The organism is Ruixingdingia sedimenti (assembly GCF_031432425.1).
Taxonomy (GTDB): domain Bacteria; phylum Pseudomonadota; class Alphaproteobacteria; order Rhodobacterales; family Rhodobacteraceae; genus Ruixingdingia; species Ruixingdingia sedimenti.
Genome location: NZ_JAVKPH010000022.1, coordinates 1 through 20,064, shown reverse-complemented (window position 1 = coordinate 20,064; position 20,064 = coordinate 1). Strand labels below are relative to the sequence as shown.

The window sequence follows — 20,064 nt, the reverse complement described above, 5'->3', positions numbered from 1 at the left end:
CGGCACGGCCCCGGGCTGTTTACGCCTTTTGCGCGAAGATGGGCAATCCATCCGCTTCTGCGCAGGCGTGCAGGGGTCTAGCCGATCCTGCCGCGATATTTCGCGACCGTGCGGCGCGAAACCGTGATCCCCATGCGCAACAGCGCGTTGCGGATGGCCTCGTCGGTCAGGGCACCCGCCGGTGCTGCGGCGATGGCGGCGATGCGGGCCGTCAGTTCCCGCGGGGTGATCGGCCCCGCGGCGGTGGCGATCCCGGGGGCGAACAGGTCGCGCAACCGGATGGCGCGGCTTCCGTCGCCGATGACCAGATGGTTGCGGATGCGCCCGACGCTGGTTTCATGCACGCCCAGGGGCCGGGCGACATCCGCCAGCGCCATGGGGCGCGGCCAGTCGCGCCGCCCGTCGAGAAAATCGCCCTGCCAGCCCGCCGCCTGAACCGCCGTGCGCCAGATCAGCCGGTCGCGGTTCTCGACCAGCGCGGCCAGCGCCGCGGCGCGCCGCAGGTCGGCGGCCAAGGCGCGCGCCGGGGGTGCGGCGATGTCCAGCGTGGGGCGCAACCAGCGGCCCCGGCGCAGGTCCCAGCCCGCCCCCTCCACCCGCTCGATCAGGAAATCGGGGGCGGGCAGGATCGCGGGCGCATTCTGGAACTGCGCGCCGGGCTTGGGGTCGAGCCCGCGCAACCGGCCGATCAGCGCGGGCAGGTCTTGCGGCGGAATGCCGGTGCGGTCGGCCAGCGCCCGCAGATCCCCGGCCGCCAGAAGCGGCAGGTGATCCAGCAGCGCCTGCATCGTCGGCGTCAGGCCATCGCGGGCGCGCAACTGGATGGCCAGACATTCCCGCAGGCTGCGGGCGAAGAGGCCATCCGGCTCTGCTCCCTGCAACAGATGCAGCACATGTTCGGCCGCCCCGACGCCTGCCGAACAGCGGGCCGCCACCTCGTCGGCCCGCAGACCGACCCAGCCGGTCGGCTCCAACCCCTCCAGCCAGGCATGGGCAAGCGGCAGCAGGCCGCGGTCGCGCACCAGCAGCGGGATCTGGCGCGCGACATGTTCATGCAGCGACTGCGGCGCGGCCCCGGCCATGGTTTCGTCCAGCCGGGCCAGCGGCGGGGCGCCGATGCGCCGGGGCGGCGGGTCCTCCTCCAGCGCGAACCCGACCCGCAGTGCGGGGTTTTCCAGCGCGGCCTGCGCGGTCAGCACCGCGATGTCCACCGCGGACAGGGCGAGCAGCCGGGCAACGGCGATGGTCTGCGCCCTCGGCCCGGCCTCTGCCCGGGTTTGCAGCGAAGCCCTTTGCATTCAGGCCGGGTCTTTGTCGCGATAGGCGGCCAGCTTGCGGTAGAGCGTGGAGCGGGGGATCGACAGTTCCTCGGCCACCCGGCCGACATTGCCGTTGTTGCGGTCCAGACAGGTCAATATCAGGTCGCGTTCCACCGCCGCCAGGGTCGTGGCCCGGGGCGTCACCGGGGCGGAAACCGCCGCGGGCTCGTCCAGCGACAGCCCCGCCGCCGCGCGTTCGACCAGCGAGCGCAATTCGCGGATGTTCCCCGGCAGGTCGCGCGCCGCAAGCTGGTCCACGATGGCGCGCGGCATGGCCTGCCCGGCGGTGCTGCCGTGGATCTGGGCGTGCAGCCGCTCCACCAGATACGGAATATCCCCCCGCCGGTCGCGCAGCGGCGGCAGATGCAGCCGCGCGACGTTCAGCCGGTAATAAAGATCGCTGCGGAACCGCCCCTGCGCCATCAGGTCCTGCAACGGCTGGTTGGTCGCGGCGATGATGCGCAGATCCACCTTGCGCTGCCGGCTTTCGCCCAGACGCGACACCGTGCCGCTTTCCAGCACCCGCAGCAGATAGGGCTGCAACTCGATGGGCATGTCGCCGATCTCGTCCAGGAACAGCGTGCCGCCGTCGGCATCCTCGATCCGGCCCGACATGCCGCCCTTGCGGGTGCCGGTGAAGGCGCCCTCGACATAGCCGAACAGTTCCACCCCGATCAGGTCGCGCGGGATCGCGGCGCAGTTGACCGGGACGAAAGGCTTGCCGGCGCGCGCGCCCGACAGGTGGATCGCGGTGGCCAGCACATCCTTGCCGGTGCCCGTCTCGCCGGTGATCATCACCGGGACGGAGCCTTTGGCGACGATGGCCGCCTCGCGGATCAGCGGCGCGAGCGAGGGCGAGGAGTCGACCAGCGCCTTCAGCGGCGCGGGCAGATCCGATCGGGCGGGCGCCCGCGCCTGCCGGCGCGAGACATGGATGGCCGCACCGATCACCTCTTCGCCGTTGCGGATCCATTCCACCTCGCCGTCATGCAGCGCGTCATGCACCAGATCGAGCGTCCAGCTTTCGCAAGGCAGCCCCTTGAGGCCGGACAGGTAATCGCCCTGCCGGATGTTCGCCTTGTCGAAGCGGCTTTGAAAGCTGCGCCGCACCACAAGGCCGCGCCGGTCCACGAGGATCAGCCCCTCGCCCAGATTGCTGCGCTGGTGAAAGCAGTCGATCAGGCTGATCTGGTCCATCAGGTCCAGCCGGGCCAGTTCGCTTTCGGCGCGTTCGACCACGGCGGCGATCAGAGCGCCGGCGCGCAGCGAAATCGACTCGGCCGGGCCGGTCAGGTCGATGACGCCCAGGATCGAGCGGTCCACCGGGTCGCGGATCACATCGGCCGCGCAGCTCCATTGCTTGCCGGCGTTGCAGAAATGCTCCTCGCCATGGATCAGCACCTTGCCGCCGATGGCCAGCGCGGTGCCGATGGCATTGGTGCCGACATGGGCCTCGTCCCACATCGCGCCCTCGACCACGGAATTTTCCGACAGCCCCTCGGCCAGCCTCGCATCGCCCTGCGAGGTGAAGATCAGCCCGTTGTGCCCGGTGCCGATCAGGACCGATTTCGCCTCGCTCAGATAGGGCGCCACGGTTTCCAGCGAGGACCGCATCACCGCGCGCAGCCGGTCCTCGCTGACATTGCCGGATCCGGCGACCGGGGCGGGCGCCTTGGGCGCGGCGCGTTTCAGCGGATCGACCCCGATCTGCTTGCACCGCAGCCAGGATTCATAGACGACATCGCGCACGCCCGGCATCTCGACATCGTAGTCGCCAAGCAGCCGGTCCCAGAAATGCGCGACCTCGCGCGCGTATTCGCGCGACCCGATCCGGGTCAGATCCAGTTTCTGCATTACTGCGTCCTCCCTCACAGTAAACAGTGGGTATTCCGGCGCGACCGGCGGTCAGGCGCCAATGTAGGCGGTCTGCGCCAGCGTGTAAAACGCCGCCGGACACCCGGCCTTCACAACACCTCGCGATAGAGGGCCATCACCTCGTCCAAGGTCATGTCGCGCGGGTTGGTGGCGATCAGGCGGGTTATCTTCTCTGTCACCTCCTGCGCCATGGCGGGAATGTCCGCCGCGGTCACGCCAAGCTGCGACAGGCGGGTGGGCAGGCCGCTGGCGGTCAGCATCCCTTCCAGCCGGTCCACGAAGGCGTTGGCGGCATCCTTGTCCGAATTGAAACTGCGCCCGGGCAGGACGATCGCGGCCAGTTCGGCGTATTGCGCCCGGGCCGCCGGGATGTTGAAGCGGAACACCGGCCCCATCACCAGCGCGTTGGAATGCCCGTGCGGCACATGGAACCGCGCGCCCAAGGGGTAGGACAGCGCATGGACCGCGCCCACCGAGGCGTTGACGAAGGCCATGCCCGCCATCATCGAACCCAGCAACATGTCGCTGCGCGCGGCGATATTGCCGCCATCCGTCAGCACGGTCTCGAAATTCCCGGCCAGCAGCGCCAGCGCCTTGACCGCCAGCGCGTCCGACACCGGGTTCTTGCGGGTCCGCGAGGTATAGGCCTCGACCGCATGGACCATCGCGTCCAGCGCCGGGGCCGCGGTCACATGCGGCGGCATCCCCAATGTCAGTTCGGCATCCAGCAATGCGATGTCGGGCAGCAGTTTCGCGGAATAGATCGCCTTCTTCATCCCGTCGTCGCCGGTCAGGACCGACACGAAGGTCACTTCCGATCCGGTGCCCGCCGTGGTCGGCACGCAGATCAGCGGCAGCCTTGTGCCGGTGGCCTGTTCGGTGCCCACCATCTCGTCGAGGCTCTGGTCCGAATTCAGCGCCAGCGCCACCACCTTGGCGGTGTCCATCGAACTGCCGCCCCCGAGCCCGATCACCAGATCCGCCCCGGCCTCGCGGGCATGGGCGACCGCCGCGCGCACCACCGCATAGGGCGGATCGGCCTCCACCCGGTCGAAGACCGTGCCGGACAGGCCCGCGGCCTCCAGCGCCGCCACCGCCCGCTGGCCGAGCCCCAGACGGGTCAGCCCCGGGTCGGTGACGATGAAGGCGCGCGTTCCGCCCAGTTCCGCCGCGAGGCTGCCCAGCCGCGCCAGCCCGCCCGGCGCGCAGACGATGCGCGGCGGCGTCATGAATGTCAGTTCCGTCATCTTTCTCCTCCGCTGAACGGGCGGGGCCGCGGGGGCCCCGCCCTGCCCTCAGGCCATGGCCGTTTCGCGCGCCAGATCGAAGCCGGGATAGCCGTCCTCGCGGTTCTTGTTCACGAGTTGCAGATAGCTCGGCAGCCCGCCCGGATAGACCAGGATCTCGCGCCGCTTGCCGGGGATGTTCGCGCCCATGTACCAGCTTCCGGCCTGCGGGAAGAGCGTCATGTTGATGATGTCATGCGTCCCCCTGGCCCAGTCCCGCGCCGCCGCCGCGGTGGCCTCGGCCCTCACCACCCCTTGCGCGGTCATGTCCTCGATGAAGCGGATCATCCAGTCGCCCTGCTTTTCCGCACAGGTCGGCCCGTTGCAGAACCCCGAGGGGCTTTGCGGTCCGTAAAGGAACAGCAGGTTCGGGAAACCGGGGGCGGCCATGCCCAGATGGGTCCTGATGCCATCGGCCCAATGGGTGGCCAGATTGCGCCCGTCGGTGCCCTTGACGTCGATCTGCACCAGCCCGCCCGACACCGCGTCGAAGCCGGTGGCATAGACCAGAATGTCGAACGCGAATTCCCGGTCGCCGGCGATCAGCCCGGTTTCGGTGATGCGCCCGATGGGTTCCTTCTTCAGGTCGACCAGTTCCACATTGTCCTGGTTGAACACCTCGTAATACCACTGTTCCAGGCAGGGCCGCTTGACGCCATAGGGATGCGGCGGCGTCGTGGGGGCCAGCACCTCGTGCAGCGCGGGGTTCGCAATGCGCTTGCGGGTCTCGTCGCGCCAGAAGTTGTATTGCGCGAGGTTCGATTCCGGGTTGACCAGAACGTCGTTCAGGTTCCCCAGCCACCAGTTGAAGGCGCCGGTTTCCCAGACCTCGCGGAAGATCGCCTCGCGTTCCTCGGGGGTGCAGTCGGCGGCGGCCCTGGGGTAGAAATCGAACTCGAACCCCGCGAAGGTCCGTTCGCGGTTGTCCAGCCATTCCTGATATTTCTCGGCCTTCAGCCGGGCGTTCTCCTCCTTGGACAGCGCCTTCTGCCGCATCGGGATGGTCAGGTTCGGCGTGCGCTGGAAGATCGTCAGTTGCGCGGCTTCCTTGCTGGCCTCCTGGATCACCTGCACCGCGCTGGCGCCGGTGCCGATCACCGCCACGCGCTTGCCCTTCATGTCGATCCCGCCCTGCGGCCACAGGCCGGTGTGGGTGGCGATGCCCTTGAAATCCTCTTTCCCCTTGAAATCCGGGATCACCGGCTTGGCGGCGAAACCGGTGCAGAGGATGAACCAGCGGCAGGTGGTGGTCCGGCCGTCCTGCGTCTGGACGGCCCAGATGTTGCGGTCCTCGTCGAAGGTCGCGGCCGTCACCCGTGTGTTGAACCGGCAGTCCCGGCGCAGGTGCCATTTGCTGTCCACATAGTCGAAATAGGCGCGCAGTTCCTGCCACGAGGGGAATTTCTCGGAATAATCCCAGCCCTTCCACAGGTCGGGGTCGGAAAACTGATAGATCGCCCCGATGGAATCGACCCGCGCGCCGGGATAGCAGTTCCAGTGCCACACGCCGCCGATGTCGCTGCCCGCGTCGAACAGCTTCACGTTGTAGCCGCGATCGCGCAGGTGCTTGAGTTGGTAGAGCCCGGCGAAACCGGCACCGACGATCAGCACGTCCAGATCGGCGGGGTTGTTGGGTGCCTTGTTTTTCATGATGTCTCCTCCCCTGCCCTTCGTCATTCCCACCAGGTTCCGTTGCCCGGCAGGGCGGCGAATTCGCCCGGCTCGTGGCACAGGAACATCTCGATGCCCGCGCGTTCCAACTGCTTGATCCTGTTGCGCGACCGGCTCATCAGGTTGCAGCTGTAGTCCCAGGGCATGGGGATCATCGCCTCATACTGGTCGCGCTGGTGGGCGATGTCGCCGCCCAGGATGAAGCGCCCGCGCTGCGGCAGCGTGACCATCAGGCATTGCATCCCCGGCGCATGGCCCGGCGCCTTGATCAGTTGGAAGGTGCCGTCGCCGAACAGGTCGTGGTCGCCGTCGATTTCCAGGATGTTCAGCCGGTGCAGGTCGCGGAAGTCGTTCTGCACATAGACCGGCCTGATCCACGGATCGGGGCAGAGCGCATAGCGCAGCTCATCCCGCTGCATGACATGCACGGCGTTCGGGAAATAGCTCATGCCGCCGGCGTGATCGAGGTGCAGGTGGGAATAGACCACGTATTTCACGTCGCCGGTCCTGATCCCCAGCCTGTCGAGCCGCCGGTTGATCGCCATGTCGCGGGTGAAGGCTTCGGCGCCGAAGGCGGTCTTGATCCCCTCGCCCCAATAGGCGCCGGGCCCGTCGGGATCGGCCACATCCTCCCAGCAGCCGGTATCCCACAGGATCACGCCATGTTTCGGGTGATCGAAGATCGCGACGGTGGTCGGGATAGAGACCGTCCCCGGCGCCATCGTCACCAGCTTGGCCTTGTCCAGCGTCAGCGGCCCGCAGTCCACCACCGTCATTCTTGGTCCAGACATCGAAATCCTCCCTTTCGTTGGTCTGCGACCTTTTGCATGCAGGATCCGCGCCACGGCCCGGCGGCGGGGAATAATCATGAATCCCAGATGGATGGTTTTCCGGGGCGGCCGGAAACCGTCCCGGATCGGGACGGGGCCCGGCATCGCCGTCCCATTGCGGGACGCCCCTCTTTCGCCCCGGGCGGGAACATCCTGCCCGCTGGCCGGTTTGCCGTGCAGGATGCGGCGAAGGCCGCCCGGCGGATCCGCAGGAACAGGAGGCGGGAATGGCCAAGATCTGGATCGCGGCGGCGATCGTCGTCCTCGGCCTGGCCGCCCTGCTGGTCTTCGGCGGGATCGGCAACGACGGCGGCGAGGCCGGGCAGGACAGCGCCAACCCCCATGCCATCCAGCAGGAATGACCTGCCCGAACCGTCCGGGCGGGGGGCCGCCCCCGAACGAAGAGGATGCGGAATGCGGATCTTTACCACCGGGCTTTTCGGCCTGATCGCACTGGCCCTCACGGGTCTCGGCGCCTGGCTCGCGGCCCTCGGGGGCAGCGCGGCCTATCTTCTGCTCGGCGTGGCCATGCTGGTGGCGGTCTGGCTCTTATGGCGCGGGCGGCCGGCGGGGCTGCATCTTTTCGCCGCCATCATCGCGCTCTGGCTGGTCTGGTCGCTGTGGGAGGTGGGGTTCGACTGGTGGCAACTGATGCCGCGCGGCGGGATCCTTGTGCTGATGGGGATATGGCTCTGGCTGCCGCCGGTGCGCCGGCGGCTGGTTCCCCCGGTTCCGGGCGAGGGCAGCGCGCCGGCGATGGCGCGGGGCCTGCCGCTCGGGCTGGTCATCCTCGTCACCGTCGCGGCGGCGGGGGCCGCGATGCTGCGCGATCCGCATGACATCGCCGGCGAACTGCCCGGCCCGCGGCTGACCAGCGCGCCCGCCACCGGCAACCCGGTGCCGGACGGCGACTGGCACCAGTACGGCCGCACCGGCTTTGGCCAGCGGTGGTCGCCGCTCGACGCCATCACCCCCGCCAATGTCGGCAACCTGCAAGAGGTCTGGCGCTATCAGACCGGCGATGTGAAGCGGCCCGACGATGTGAACGAGACGACCTATCAGGTCACGCCGCTGAAGGTCGGCAACCGGCTTTACCTCTGCACCCCGCACAATATCGCCATCGCGCTCGACGCCGCGACGGGGGCAGAGATCTGGCGCTTCGACGCCGATTCCGGCATGAACCCCGACCGGCAGCACCAGACCTGCCGCGGTGTCACCTACTGGAACACCGGGGCCGCGCCCGCGGCGGAAGGCCCGGCCTGCGTGGAACGGGTCTACATGCCCACCGCCGACGCCCGGCTGATCGCGCTGGATGCGCAAACCGGGCAGGTCTGCACCGGCTTTGCCGAAAACGGCACCCTGCATCTGGAAGCGGGCATGCCCTACAACCCGGCGGGCTATTACTATTCCACCTCACCGCCCGTCGCGGTGGACGGGCGCATCATCATCGGCGGCGCGGTGAACGACAATTTCTCGATCTGGTCGCAGTCGGGCGTGATCCGCGCCTATGACATCCTGACGGGCGAGCTGCTGTGGAACTGGGACAGCGGCAACCCCGACGACACCGCGCCCATCGACATCGCGGGGGGCGAGACCTATTCCGCCAATTCCCCCAACAGCTGGTCGGTGTTCTCGGTCGATGCCGACCGCGGGCTGGTCTATATCCCGCTCGGCAATCAGGTGCCCGATCAGTTGGGCATGGGCCGCAGCCCGGCGGTCGAGGAACATTCCTCGTCGGTCGTGGCGCTGGACGTGGCGACGGGGCAAAGGCGGTGGGTGTTCCAGACCGTCCACCACGATCTGTGGGACATGGATGTGCCTGCCCAGCCCGTGCTGCTGGATCTGGAAACCGGCGGGGAAACGGTGCCCGCGCTGGTCGCCCCCACCAAGCAGGGCGACATCTATGTGCTGAACCGCGAGACCGGCGCGCCGATCCTGCCCGTGACCGAGGTGTCCGCGCCGCATGGCGCCATCCCCGAGGATTTCACCGCCCCCACCCAGCCCGTTTCCGCCCTCAGCTTCGAGCCGCCGCGCATGCGCGAGGCCGACATGTGGGGCCTGTCGATCTTCGACCAGCTGATGTGCCGGATCGACTTCAACCGGTTGAACTACGAGGGCCGCTATACCCCGCCGTCGCAGAACGGAACCATCGTCTATCCCGGCAATTTCGGGGTGTTCAACTGGGGTTCCATCGCCGTGGATCCCGAACGGCAGGTGATGTTCGGCATGCCGACATGGCTGGCCTTCACCGCGCGGCTGGTGCCGCGCGACCAGATCCCGCCGCCCGAGGCGGGCGAAACCGCCAGCGAACAGGGCCTCAACCGCAACGAGGGCGCGCCCTATGGCGTGGTGATGGGGCCGTTCCTCGGGCCGCTCGGCATTCCCTGTCAGGCGCCGCCTTGGGGTTATGTGGCCGGGGCGGATCTGGTGACGGGCGAGATCGCCTGGCGGCACAAGAACGGCACCGTGCGCGACATGACCCCCCTGCCCCTGCCGTTCGAACTGGGCGTGCCCGGCATCGGCGGGCCGATCATCACCCGGGGCGGCGTCGCCTTTCTGGGCGCCACGGTGGACGACTACCTGCGCGGCTACGACCTGACCACCGGTGCGGAACTGTGGAAGGCCCGCCTGCCCGCGGGCGGCCAGTCCACCCCCATGACCTACGAGGTGGAGGGCCGGCAGTACCTGCTGATCGTGGCGGGCGGGCACGGGTCCATCGGCACGGAACCGGGGGATTACGTCATCGCCTGGGCGCTGCCCGAAGGGGGCTGAACCCGCCCCTTTGGGGAACAACCGGCGCCGGCGGCGGTTCCTGTCCTGAAGGAGACCAGCATGGCACAAGCAAGCAGCAAGAAATACGGCCCCGGCCAGCAGGACAGCGGCAAGGGCGACGGCACCGGCGGGATGGGCCCGCTCGACCCCGGGCCGCTGCCCGAGGTGCTGTCGAACCGCGACGCCGCGCGCCATTCCGAACAGCGCGGGCTCGATTCCGCCCATGTGCGGGCGGAACGGCAGGACGACCGGCAGACGGGCGGCGCCCGCCCGGCAGAGGATCTGGCCGACACCCGCCCGGAAAAGGGAAAGGACACCCCATGACCTCCGGCAAGCATCCCAAGACCTCGCGCCCCAGCGACGCCGATCTGCGCAACGATCCCGGCATCGGCCGGTCCAAGGGCGCCGACCGCGACGATCCGCGCATCGACGGCGACAACACCTTCGAGGGCGACGTGCTGAACGACACCACGCCCTCGGGCGGCATCGACCCGCGCCAGCGCGGGCGCGAGAACAAGTAGGGGGCGGCGATGAGCGGCAACAAGACCCATGAACAGCAGCGCCGGATCCTGGAAAAGCGCGTCGATACCAGCAATGCCGACAAGGATTTCAACCCCCGCCCCATCCTGAAGGCCGCCGAAGAGGGCCCGAAACGCGGGTCCGGGACGGACACCGACACCGGGCGGCCCGTCGACGCCGGAGGCGGCCCCAAGGCGGCGTCGGTGCGGCGGGAAGAGGACGGCGAGAAGTAGGCCGGATCCACGCTCCACCGCAGTCCGGTCGGGCGGGATAGCAAACCCGCTGCGTTTCCCCGCCCGTGGCGGGACGGCGACAGGAGCGATGGCGATGTCGGGAACACCGGTCCGGCCAGCGCCCGCGATGGGCGGGGCGGGCGCTGGCCGGGGGTTTCGCGCCCTCGGCCGGGGCAACGAAACCTGCATCACTGTGGCGAAGGCGTGCGCCTTGGCATCGCGGCGCAGGTGATGAACGGCCCCCTTCCGCTGCAGCGTTCTGCCTCCCGTCCCGTGCCGAAACCGTGCCCGCCGGAAACCGGCCCGGGCCGCCGACCGGAAACGCCCCCGCCCCCGGCCATGACGAGCGGATTGCGTCGAGAGCGAAGCCGACGCTATCATGACCCCAGCCACTGACGGGGCCGACAGAAGCCCCGCTTCGAAAAGCCGTTCGACAGGGGAACATGTTGCATGGGTGATCCGGGCGACCGGGCTTTTCTGGAATTCGACCGGGTTCAGAAAAGCTATGACCAAGAAACGCTGGTCGTCCGCAATTTCGACCTTTCCGTGGCGGAGGGGGAATTCGTGACCCTGCTCGGCCCTTCGGGGTCGGGCAAGTCCACGCTGCTGATGATGCTGGCCGGGTTCGAAAGCCTGACCAGCGGCGATATCCGGCTGCAAGGCCGGTCCATCGCCCGGATGGCGCCCTACAAGCGCGACATCGGCATGGTGTTTCAGAACTACGCCCTGTTCCCGCACATGACCATCGCCGAAAACCTCGGCTATCCGCTGAAACTGCGCAACATGCGCGGGGCAGAGGTCAGGGCCAAGGTCCAGGAATATCTGGATCTGGTGGAACTGGGCGCCTACGGCAACCGCCGCCCGGCGCAGCTGTCGGGCGGGCAGCGCCAGCGGGTGGCGCTGGCGCGCGCGCTGATCTTCGCGCCCCGGCTGGTGCTGATGGACGAACCCCTGGGCGCGCTGGACAAGAAGCTGCGCGAACAGATGCAGTTCGAAATCACGCGGCTGCACAGGCAACTCGGCTTCACGGTGATCTATGTCACCCATGACCAGACCGAGGCGCTGACCATGTCGAACCGGATCGCGGTGTTCAACGCGGGCGTGGTGCAGCAATGCGACGCGCCCGATGTGCTCTATGAGTCCCCGCGCAACGGATTTGTCGCGGATTTCATCGGCGAGAACAACTTCCTGCCCGGCGAACTGGTGGCGCTTGGCGAGGGCACGGCGGATGTGCGCATATCCTCGGGCGAGGTGCTGCGCTGCCGGCGCGCCGATGCCGAAACCATCGGCATGTCCTGCAATGTCTCGGTCCGGCCGGAAAAGCTGTTCTTCGCCGCCTCGGGGATCGCGTTCGACACCCGCTTCACCGCGCGCTTCACCACCCGGCTCTATGTCGGGGATTTCATCCGGTATTTCTTTCGCCTGCCGGACGGCACGCAGATCGTGGTCAAACTGCTGAACGACCTGACCGCGCCCGAATTCACCGAAGGGGACGAGGTGGTTCTGGCCGCCTCCACCCGCGACTGTTCCGCCTTCGCGGCCCATGCGGCGATCGGGGAATAGGCGACCCGAAACAGGCCGGGCAATGCCTGAGACGACCGACAACAGAGGAGACGCAGAGATGACAACCGCAAGACGCCTTCTGGCCGCGACCGTGTTCGCCGCCCTGGCCCTGCCCGTCGCCGCGCAGGATCTGACCGTGGTGTCCTATGGCGGCGCCTATGGCGCGGCACAACGCAAGCACATGATCGAGCCCTTCATCGCCAAGACCGGCAAGAACGTGCTGTTCGAGGATTATTCCGGCGGCATCGCCGAGATGAAGGCCCAGGTCGAGGCCGGCAATATCCTGTGGGATGTGGTCGATATCGAGGCCATCGACCTCGAACGCGCCTGCGCCGAGGGGTTGCTGGAAAGCATCCCGCGCGACATCCTGCCCGCGGGCGCCGACGGCACCGCGGCGCTGGAGGATTTCTACGCGGACGGGCTGGCCAACGAATGCGGCGTCGGCGTGATCTTCTGGTCCACCATTTTCGCCTATAACCGCGACGTGTTCACCGCGGGCGGGCCGCAGACCATCGCCGATCTGTGGGACGTGGCCAAGTTCCCCGGCAAGCGCGGGTTCCAGCGCCGGCCGCAGGTGAACCTGGAATGGGCGCTGATCGCCGATGGCGTGCCGATGGATCAGGTCTACGAGGTGCTTGCCACCCCCGAAGGGCAGGACCGCGCCTTCGCCAGCCTCGACAAGATCCGGGGCGATATCGTCTGGTTCGACAGCTGGAGCCAGGCGCCGGTGCTGCTGAACGACGGCGGCGCCTCGGTGGTGCAATCGGCCAACGGCCGGATCTTCGCCGTGGTGATGGACGAAAAGCGCCCGTTCGAGATGATCTTCGACGGGCAGATCTTCGACATCGACGTCTGGGCGATCCTCAAGGGTTCGAAGAACATCGACCTCGCGCATGAATTCATCGCCTTCGCCACCGGCACCGAACCGCTGGCCGGGATGCAGGACGTGGCCTATGGCCCGACCCGCCGGTCCTCGAACGCGCTGATCGCGCCCGAGGTCGTGCCCTATCTGCCCTCGTCCCACATCGACAAGGGCCTGCGTGCCGACGGCATCTTCTGGGCCGATTACGGCGAGGCGCTGGGCGAGCGGTTCAACCAGTGGCTGCTGCAATAAGCGCCTGATCCGCCGGGGGCGGGCCCCGCCCCCGGCGCCAGCCGATCCCGGGATCTTCGCATGACCGTCACCCCTGCCGCATCGACCGGCCCCCTGCCGCGCAAGGCGGCCCCGCTGGCGGCCGATCTGGCCCTGACCGCCGGGGAAAGGCGCCATGCCCGGCGCGAGGTGCTGCGCCATCGGCTGACGGCGCTGCTGCTGGTCGCGCCGCTGCTGGTGTTTCTGGCCTTCGCCTTCATCGCGCCGATCGGGACCATGCTGTTCCGGTCGGTCCACAACCCGGGCGTGATGCAGCTGATCCCGCAGACGCTCGACGCCATGTCCGGCTGGGACGACGCGGGCCTGCCCCCGGCCGAGGCCCGCACCGCCTTTGCCGTGGAACTGCGCGCGCTGTTCGGCGAACGCCGTTCCGGCCGGCTGGGCGAAGAGATCAACCGGGTGATGCCCGGCGCATCCAGCACGATCCAGAGCACCGGGCGGCGGCTGAACGGCATGCCGGCGGCAGAGGTCGAGGCCGATGGCGCGGACCTGCTGCCCACGATCAACGCGACCTGGGGCGAGCCCCGGATCTGGCGCGCGATGCACGAGGCCGGGCGCACCTTCACCGACCGCAACTTCCTGACCGCGCTCGACCTCGAACGCACGCCGGACGGCAGCATCCAGCCGCGGGCCTCGGCGCGGATCTATATCGACCTCTACGTCAAGACCCTGCGCATGGCGCTGGTCATCACGCTGCTGACCGTGGCGCTCGGCTATCCGCTGGCGTTCTTTCTGGCGCATCAGCGTGCCAGCCGGGCGAACATGCTGATGATCTTCGTGCTGCTGCCGTTCTGGACCTCGCTTCTGGTGCGCACCACGGCCTGGATCACGCTGTTGCAGACCAACGGGGTGGTGAATTCCACCCTGCTGCGGCTCGGCGTGATCGACCGGCCGCTGACGCTGCTTTACACCGAATTCGCGACCGTGCTGGCGATGACGCATATCCTGCTGCCCTTCATGGTGCTGCCGCTTTACGCCGTGATGCGCGGGATCGACCCCAGCTACATGCGCGCCGCCATGTCGATGGGCGCGCGGCCGGTCCGGGCGTGGTGGTCGGTCTATCTGCCGGCCAGCCTGCCGGGGCTTTCGGCGGGCGCGATGCTCGTCTTCATCATCTCGGTCGGCTATTACATCACACCCGCGCTGGTGGGCGGGACGGACGGGCAGATGATTTCCAACCTCATCGCCTTCCACATGACGGAATCGAACAACTGGGGTCTGGCCGCGGCCCTGGGCACGCTGCTGCTGGCGCTGATCCTGGCGATCTATTTCCTCTTCGACCGGCTGGTGGGCGCCAGCAACATCAAGCTGGGGTAGGCACATGTTCCGAAGCTGGCCGGCGTGGTTCACCTTCTGGCACAAACTGGGCGCGCGGGCGCTGTCGGGCCTGTCCTGGCTGGTGCTGTTCTTCCTGATCCTGCCGATCCTGGTGATCGTGCCGCTGTCGTTCAATTCGGAACCCTTCTTCAGCTTCACCGAAGGCATGCTGCGGCTCGACCCCGACGCCTATTCCCTGCGCTGGTACCGCGAGATGCTGAACAACCCGAACTGGATGCTGGCGATCAAGAACAGCTTCTTCATCGGCATCTGCGCCACCGCCATCGCCACCGTTCTGGGCACCATGGCGGCGGTGGGCATGACCAGCCGCCACATGCCGTTCAAGGGGCTGATCACCGCGCTGATGCTGTCGCCGATGATCGTGCCGCTGATCATCATGGCGGCGGGGATGTTCTTCTTCTACACCCGCTACAACATCGCGGGCACCTATATCGGGCTGATCATGGCCCATGCCGCGCTCGGGATTCCCTTTGTCATGATCTCGGTCACGGCCACGCTGTCGGGCTTCGACACCGCGCTTTATCAGGCGGGGCTGAGCATGGGGGCCACGCCCCTGCGGGCGTTCCGCGACATCACCGTGCCGCTGATCCGGCCCGGGGTGATTTCCGGCGCGCTCTTCGCCTTCGTGACCTCGTTCGACGAGGTGGTGATCGTGATCTTCCTGGCCGGCCCGGGGCAAAGGACGATCCCCCGCCAGATGTTTTCCGGCCTGCGCGAGTCGATCAACCCGACGATCCTTGCGGTCGCGACGCTCCTGATCCTCGTCTCGGTCCTGTTCCTGATCTCGCTGGAACTGCTGCGCCGCCGCTCCGACCGGCTGCGCGGGATCGTCGAAACCTGAGGCGGGAAGGCCCCTTTACCCGACGGGAGGCGGCGCCCTCCGCCCCGATTAGGCTTGAGCGAAGCCGGATCGCTGGCTAGGCTGCCTTCAAGGAACGACAACCAGGGAGCCCGACATGATGAAGAACATCGCAGGACTTGCCGCCGCAGTGGTGGTGACGCTCGGTCTCGGCGCGGCCAACGCGCAGGAGATGAGCTTCTTCCGCATCGCGACCGGCGGCACCGCCGGGACCTATTTCCCGATCGGCGGTCTGCTGGCCAATGCCATTTCCAACCCGCCCGGCTCGCGCCCCTGCGAAGAGGGCGGCAGCTGCGGCGCCCCCGGCCTCGTGGCCACGGCCCTTGCCTCGAACGGGTCGGTGGCGAACGTGAACGGCATCAAGGGCGGCACCATCGAATCCGGCTTCTCGCAATCCGACGTCGCCTATTGGGCCTATACCGGCACCGGGGTGTTCGAGGGCCAGCCGGCCGTGACCGAACTGCGGGCCATCGCGAACCTCTACCCGGAATCGATCCACCTCGTCGCCCGCGCCGATGCCGGGATCAATTCCGTGGCCGATCTCAAGGGCAAGAAGGTGTCGCTGGACGAACCCGGTTCCGGCACGCTGGTGGATGCCCGGCTGATCCTCGCCGCCTGGGGCCTGTCGGAAAGCGACATCACGCCGGAATTCCTCAAGCCCAACCAGGCGGCGGATCTGATGCGTGACGGCATATGGACGCCTTCTTCTTCGTCGGCGGCTTCCCGGCCGGCGCGATCGCCGAACTGGCGGCCAGCCGCCCGGTCACGCTGGTTCCGCTTGCCGGGCCCGAGGCCGAAAAGGTGATCGCCGACTATGGCTTCTTCGCCGCGAACACGGTTCCGGCGGGCACCTACAAGGGCATCGACCACGATGTGCAGACGCTCGCCGTCGGCGCCCAGTGGATCACCGGCGCGAACCAGCCCGAGGAACTGGTCTACGAGATCACCAAGGCGCTGTGGAACAAGAACTCGCGCGCGCTGCTGGACGCGGGCCACGCCAAGGGCAAGGAAATCCGGCTGGAAACCGCGCTGGACGGCGTGGGTATTCCGCTGCACCCGGGTGCCGAACGCTTCTACAAGGAAGCCGGTCTGGATATTCCCGCCGCCAAGTGAGGGCGGGCGACTGACCTGACCCCGGGCGGGAGGAACGGCAAGAGCCGCCTCCCGCCCTTTTTCAATCGCGCCCCCCGGGGCGCCGATCAAGGGACAGCTTCCAGATGACCGAACAGCATCCGCCCGGACCCGAAGAGCCCGACCGGGTCGAGTTCGACGAGGCGAAGGCCCGCGAGCTTGAAGAGAAATTCGACCCCGAGGTACGTTTCCGCCCGCTCGGCGGGTTCGCCGGCGGGCTGGCCGCGGCGGCGCTTTTCAGCCTGTCGGCCTTTCACTATTACACCGCGGGTTTCGGCCTGCTGCGCGAGGTGACGCACCGCGCCGTGCACATGTCCTTCGTGCTGTCGCTGATCTTCCTCGTCTTCGCGGCGCGGCGGGCGGATGACAAGCTGCACCCGTCGTCGCTGTTCCGCCCGGGCGGACTGCCGGTCTACGACTGGATCCTTGCGGCGGCGGCGGCGGTCTCGACGCTTTATGTGCCCTATGTCTTTTCGGAACTGGCGTTCCGGGTCGGCAACCCCTCGACGCTCGATCTGGTGATGGGCTCGACGCTGATCGTGGTGCTGCTGGAGGCCACGCGCCGGTCCATGGGCTGGCCGCTGCCGGTCATCGCCGTGGTGATGATGCTCTATGCGCTTTACGGGCGCTACATGCCGGGCATGCTGGTCCATCCGGGGGCAAGCTGGTCGGCGTTGGTCAACCACCTCTACCTGACCTCGCAGGGGATCTACGGCCTGCCGGTGGGGGTGGTGGCGACCTATGTGTTCCATTTCGTGCTGTTCGGGGTGCTGGCGACCCGGATGGGGCTGGGGCAGTTGTTCATCGACGCCGCGACCGCGCTGGCCGGGCGTTTCTCGGGCGGGCCGGCGAAGGTTTCGGTGCTGTCCTCGGCGCTTCTGGGGACGATCACCGGATCCTCCATCGCCAATGCGGTGACGACCGGCGCGCTGACCGTTCCCGCGATGATGCGGGTGGGCTACCGGCGCCATTTCGCCGCGGCGGTCGAGGCCGCGGCCTCCACCGGCGGGCAGATCACGCCGCCGATCATGGGCGCCGCCGCCTTCCTGATGATCGAGTTTCTGGGCATCCCCTATACCCATATCATGATCGCCGCGCTGGTCCCGGCCTTCATGCATTTCTTCGGCGTGCTGATGCAGGTGCATTTCGAGGCCAAGCGCCGCGGCCTGCGCGGCCTGACGCGCGAGGAAATGCCGAGGATCTGGGCGATCCTGAAACGCGACTGGCCGACGCTGTTTCCGATGTTCGTGCTGGTCGCCATCCTGATGAACGGCAACACGCCCTATCTGGCGGCGTTCTGGGGCATCACCCTTTGCGTGCTGATCGGGCTGGTGAACCCGCGCAACCGGATGACCTTCTCGGATGTGTTCGCGGCCTTCGTCCTGGGGGCGAAATACGCCCTGGCGGTGGGGGCGGCGGCGGCGACCGTCGGCATCATCATCGGCGTGTTCACCCTGACCGGGGTTTCGTTCAAGGTGGCCTATATCGTCACCCAGACCGCAGGCGGCTGGGCCGCGGTCATCGAGCCGTGGATCCCCTTCGGCATGATGTCGGTCCAGGGGCTGACGTTGCTGCTGACGCTGATGCTGACCGCGGTGGTCTGCATCGTGATGGGCACCGGCGTGCCCACCACCGCGAACTACCTGATCATGGTCACCGTGGCGGCGCCCATCCTGGCCCTGCTGGGGGTGGAACAGATCGTCGCCCATTTCTTCGTGTTCTATTACGGGATCCTGGCCGACATCACCCCGCCGGTGGCGCTGGCCGCCTATGCGACGGCGGGGATCGCCAACGCCAACCCCTTCACCACCGGCAACACCGCCTTCCGGCTGTCGATGGGCAAGGTCATGGTGCCCTTCGTCTTCGTGTTCTCGCCCTCGATGCTGGTCATGGTGCAGAACTTCGCCTGGTCGGAGTTCATCCTGGCGGTCTACGGCTGTGCATTGGGGATCGTCGCCCTGTCGGCGGCGTTCTCGGACTATCTGGGCGACCGGCTGTGGTGGTGGGAACGCGTGCTGCTGGCGGTGGCGGCGGTGCTGCTGGTGGCGCCCGAGCTGGTGACGACGATCATCGGGACGCTGATCTTCCTGCCGATCCTCCTGCGGCCGCTGATCCGCAAACGCCCCCCCCTGCCCGCCTGACCCCGCCGCCCCCGGGGATCCCCCGGGGGAGGGCCCGCCAGGACAGGTTTTCCCGTCGGCAGCGCCCCCGCGATCCGCGCAAGCGCCGTATACAGGCGGGCGGTCCGGGCGATGGCGCGATCATCCGGTTCCGCCAGGTCCCTGCGGGCGACCGTGCTATCGCCGCCGGGGGTCAGGGACCAGAAACTGTGCTGCCGTGTCGGCCGCCCGTTGCTCCATCGGCGGCGGGTTTCCGCCAGTTCTTTGTACGAGACATCAGACCCGCCAGGCTTCCTTTTCCAGAAGGCCTTCCAGCAGCGCCAGACGATCTTCGCCGAAGTTGCCGGAGCGCGGGGTCAGGCCCCTGATGGCTCGTACAAAGAACTGGCGGAAATCCTCGCGCTCTTCGCACCAGGCGAGCAGTTTTACCCCTTGCGGCGGATGTACCAGTGCCAGCGGCAGGACCGTGCGCGCAGTCTCGTTCCCCGACAGGTCGGTATAGCCGAACGCAACCGGCTGGCAGGCCCGGATGGTTGCGTGCAGCGTGGCAAGGTCGGCGGCGGCCGCCTCGGGAACGTTCTCCGGCCAGTATTGCGCCGGGCGCACGTCGAGCATCTGGTAGATGCGCGCGAGGAGCGCCCCCTCGGGGTCGGTCCGGGACAGTCGCTCGATCGCGGCATTTGCCGCAGCCGCGGTGACGGGGTCCCCGCGGTAGCCCGCCAGGGCCAGGCCACGCAGGGCCGCATCGCGCAGGTCGGGGTCCAGAACCGGCACCGGGGTCGCCATGGTGCTGGCCGCCGCCCCGTTCCCGAAGCCGATGGCAGCAGCCACACCGGCAAGCCGGGTGCCGAGAGCGCGGCGTGTCAGGGTCAGGGGCTGGGTGCGACCGGGTCGCATGGCGATTCCTCCTTGGGATTGAAAGATGAATTGCATCGCACGGCGCGGGTATTCCGGTCCAGCATCTTGAAGCCCCGCACGCCGCTCCCCGTTGGCATGTTTCACCTTTGCCATGCCTGCGTGCGGCCCTTTCCCTGATCCATCCACCCATCCAGAAAGGAAGAAGTTGAATCTGCTTCGCTTTTTCGTCTGTCAGGCCCGCCCCCATTGGCCTCCCCTTGATCATCGAAGAATTGCGCCCAGAGGCCCCCCGCGCGGGCGCTTTGCTTCCCCCCAACATTCCGAGCCCCGCCCCACGGACCTCGTCTTCGCGCCGCATCAGATCGAAACCTGGCCGATTGCCCAACTGCGCCCCTATGCCCGCGATGCCAAGGTGCACGGCAACGACCAAGTGGCAAAGATCGCTGCAAGTTGGCCACGTTAGGTCATGTTGACAAATGGCGGAGCCAGAGGCGGATCGACGTGATGTCGATGAAGCCCAGGAAGCTTTCGGCGGTC

The 20,064-nt window shown here is 67.8% G+C and carries 16 protein-coding genes and 1 pseudogene; 11 read left to right on the top strand and 6 right to left on the bottom strand.

The window, feature by feature from the left end; translation table 11 throughout:
* Positions 1 to 77: 77 nt before the first annotated feature.
* The 5 genes from RGD00_RS16225 to RGD00_RS16205 form a co-directional block, all read right to left on the bottom strand.
* On the bottom strand, positions 78 to 1,298 hold the full coding sequence (locus RGD00_RS16225; protein ID WP_310458335.1) for an RNA polymerase factor sigma-54: 1,221 nt from the start codon (positions 1,296 to 1,298) through the stop codon (positions 78 to 80).
* Positions 1,299 to 3,173, bottom strand: coding sequence for a sigma-54-dependent Fis family transcriptional regulator (locus RGD00_RS16220; RefSeq protein WP_310458334.1), 1,875 nt, complete (start codon positions 3,171 to 3,173; stop codon positions 1,299 to 1,301).
* 110 nt (positions 3,174 to 3,283) lie between these two features.
* Positions 3,284 to 4,441, bottom strand: a complete 1,158-nt coding sequence (locus RGD00_RS16215; protein WP_310458333.1) for an iron-containing alcohol dehydrogenase — start codon at positions 4,439 to 4,441, stop codon at positions 3,284 to 3,286.
* Between the two features lie 48 nt (positions 4,442 to 4,489).
* Entirely contained in the window at positions 4,490 to 6,130 is a 1,641-nt protein-coding gene (locus RGD00_RS16210) for a flavin-containing monooxygenase (RefSeq protein WP_310458332.1), read from the bottom strand.
* A gap of 23 nt (positions 6,131 to 6,153) precedes the next feature.
* The gene (locus RGD00_RS16205) at positions 6,154 to 6,942 is read right to left on the bottom strand and encodes an N-acyl homoserine lactonase family protein (protein ID WP_310458331.1); all 789 of its coding nucleotides are present in this window, start codon (positions 6,940 to 6,942) and stop codon (positions 6,154 to 6,156) included.
* Between the two features lie 266 nt (positions 6,943 to 7,208).
* Between RGD00_RS16205 and RGD00_RS16200 the strand changes: the two genes are divergently transcribed.
* The 11 genes and pseudogenes from RGD00_RS16200 to RGD00_RS16150 all read left to right on the top strand — a co-directional run bounded on the left by RGD00_RS16200 (position 7,209) and on the right by RGD00_RS16150 (position 18,690).
* Positions 7,209 to 7,343 carry a hypothetical protein gene (locus RGD00_RS16200; protein WP_310458330.1) on the top strand — a complete coding sequence of 45 codons (135 nt, stop codon included), beginning with the start codon at positions 7,209 to 7,211 and terminating at the stop codon, positions 7,341 to 7,343.
* Between the two features lie 52 nt (positions 7,344 to 7,395).
* Entirely contained in the window at positions 7,396 to 9,753 is a 2,358-nt protein-coding gene (locus RGD00_RS16195) for a glucose/quinate/shikimate family membrane-bound PQQ-dependent dehydrogenase (protein ID WP_310458329.1), read from the top strand.
* Positions 9,754 to 9,813: 60 nt separating this feature from the next.
* Complete coding sequence (locus RGD00_RS16190) at positions 9,814 to 10,077, top strand: hypothetical protein (protein ID WP_310458328.1); 264 nt, start codon at positions 9,814 to 9,816, stop codon at positions 10,075 to 10,077.
* Positions 10,074 to 10,274 (top strand): hypothetical protein, encoded by a 201-nt coding sequence (locus RGD00_RS16185; protein WP_310458327.1) that lies wholly within the window; start codon positions 10,074 to 10,076, stop codon positions 10,272 to 10,274. The genes RGD00_RS16190 and RGD00_RS16185 overlap by 4 nt, the downstream gene beginning before the upstream one ends.
* A gap of 9 nt (positions 10,275 to 10,283) precedes the next feature.
* On the top strand, positions 10,284 to 10,505 hold the full coding sequence (locus tag RGD00_RS16180; RefSeq protein ID WP_310458326.1) for a hypothetical protein: 222 nt from the start codon (positions 10,284 to 10,286) through the stop codon (positions 10,503 to 10,505).
* Positions 10,506 to 10,955: 450 nt separating this feature from the next.
* Positions 10,956 to 12,068: an ABC transporter ATP-binding protein gene (locus tag RGD00_RS16175; RefSeq protein ID WP_310458325.1), complete on the top strand. Its 1,113-nt coding sequence runs from the start codon at positions 10,956 to 10,958 to the stop codon at positions 12,066 to 12,068.
* A 58-nt stretch (positions 12,069 to 12,126) separates the two neighbouring features.
* On the top strand, positions 12,127 to 13,182 hold the full coding sequence (locus RGD00_RS16170) for an ABC transporter substrate-binding protein (protein ID WP_310458324.1): 1,056 nt from the start codon (positions 12,127 to 12,129) through the stop codon (positions 13,180 to 13,182).
* Positions 13,183 to 13,242: 60 nt separating this feature from the next.
* Positions 13,243 to 14,538 (top strand): ABC transporter permease, encoded by a 1,296-nt coding sequence (locus tag RGD00_RS16165; protein ID WP_310458323.1) that lies wholly within the window; start codon positions 13,243 to 13,245, stop codon positions 14,536 to 14,538.
* A 4-nt stretch (positions 14,539 to 14,542) separates the two neighbouring features.
* Entirely contained in the window at positions 14,543 to 15,400 is an 858-nt protein-coding gene (locus RGD00_RS16160; RefSeq protein ID WP_310458322.1) for an ABC transporter permease, read from the top strand.
* Between the two features lie 115 nt (positions 15,401 to 15,515).
* Positions 15,516 to 16,531: pseudogene (locus RGD00_RS16155) on the top strand (TAXI family TRAP transporter solute-binding subunit).
* Between the two features lie 104 nt (positions 16,532 to 16,635).
* On the top strand, positions 16,636 to 18,690 hold the full coding sequence (locus tag RGD00_RS16150; RefSeq protein WP_310458321.1) for a TRAP transporter permease: 2,055 nt from the start codon (positions 16,636 to 16,638) through the stop codon (positions 18,688 to 18,690).
* 255 nt (positions 18,691 to 18,945) lie between these two features.
* Here RGD00_RS16150 and RGD00_RS16145 read toward each other — a convergent pair whose 3' ends face one another.
* A complete protein-coding gene (locus tag RGD00_RS16145; RefSeq protein WP_310458320.1) occupies positions 18,946 to 19,680 on the bottom strand; it encodes a WYL domain-containing protein in 735 nt (244 codons plus the stop codon).
* Positions 19,681 to 20,064: the final 384 nt, after the last annotated feature.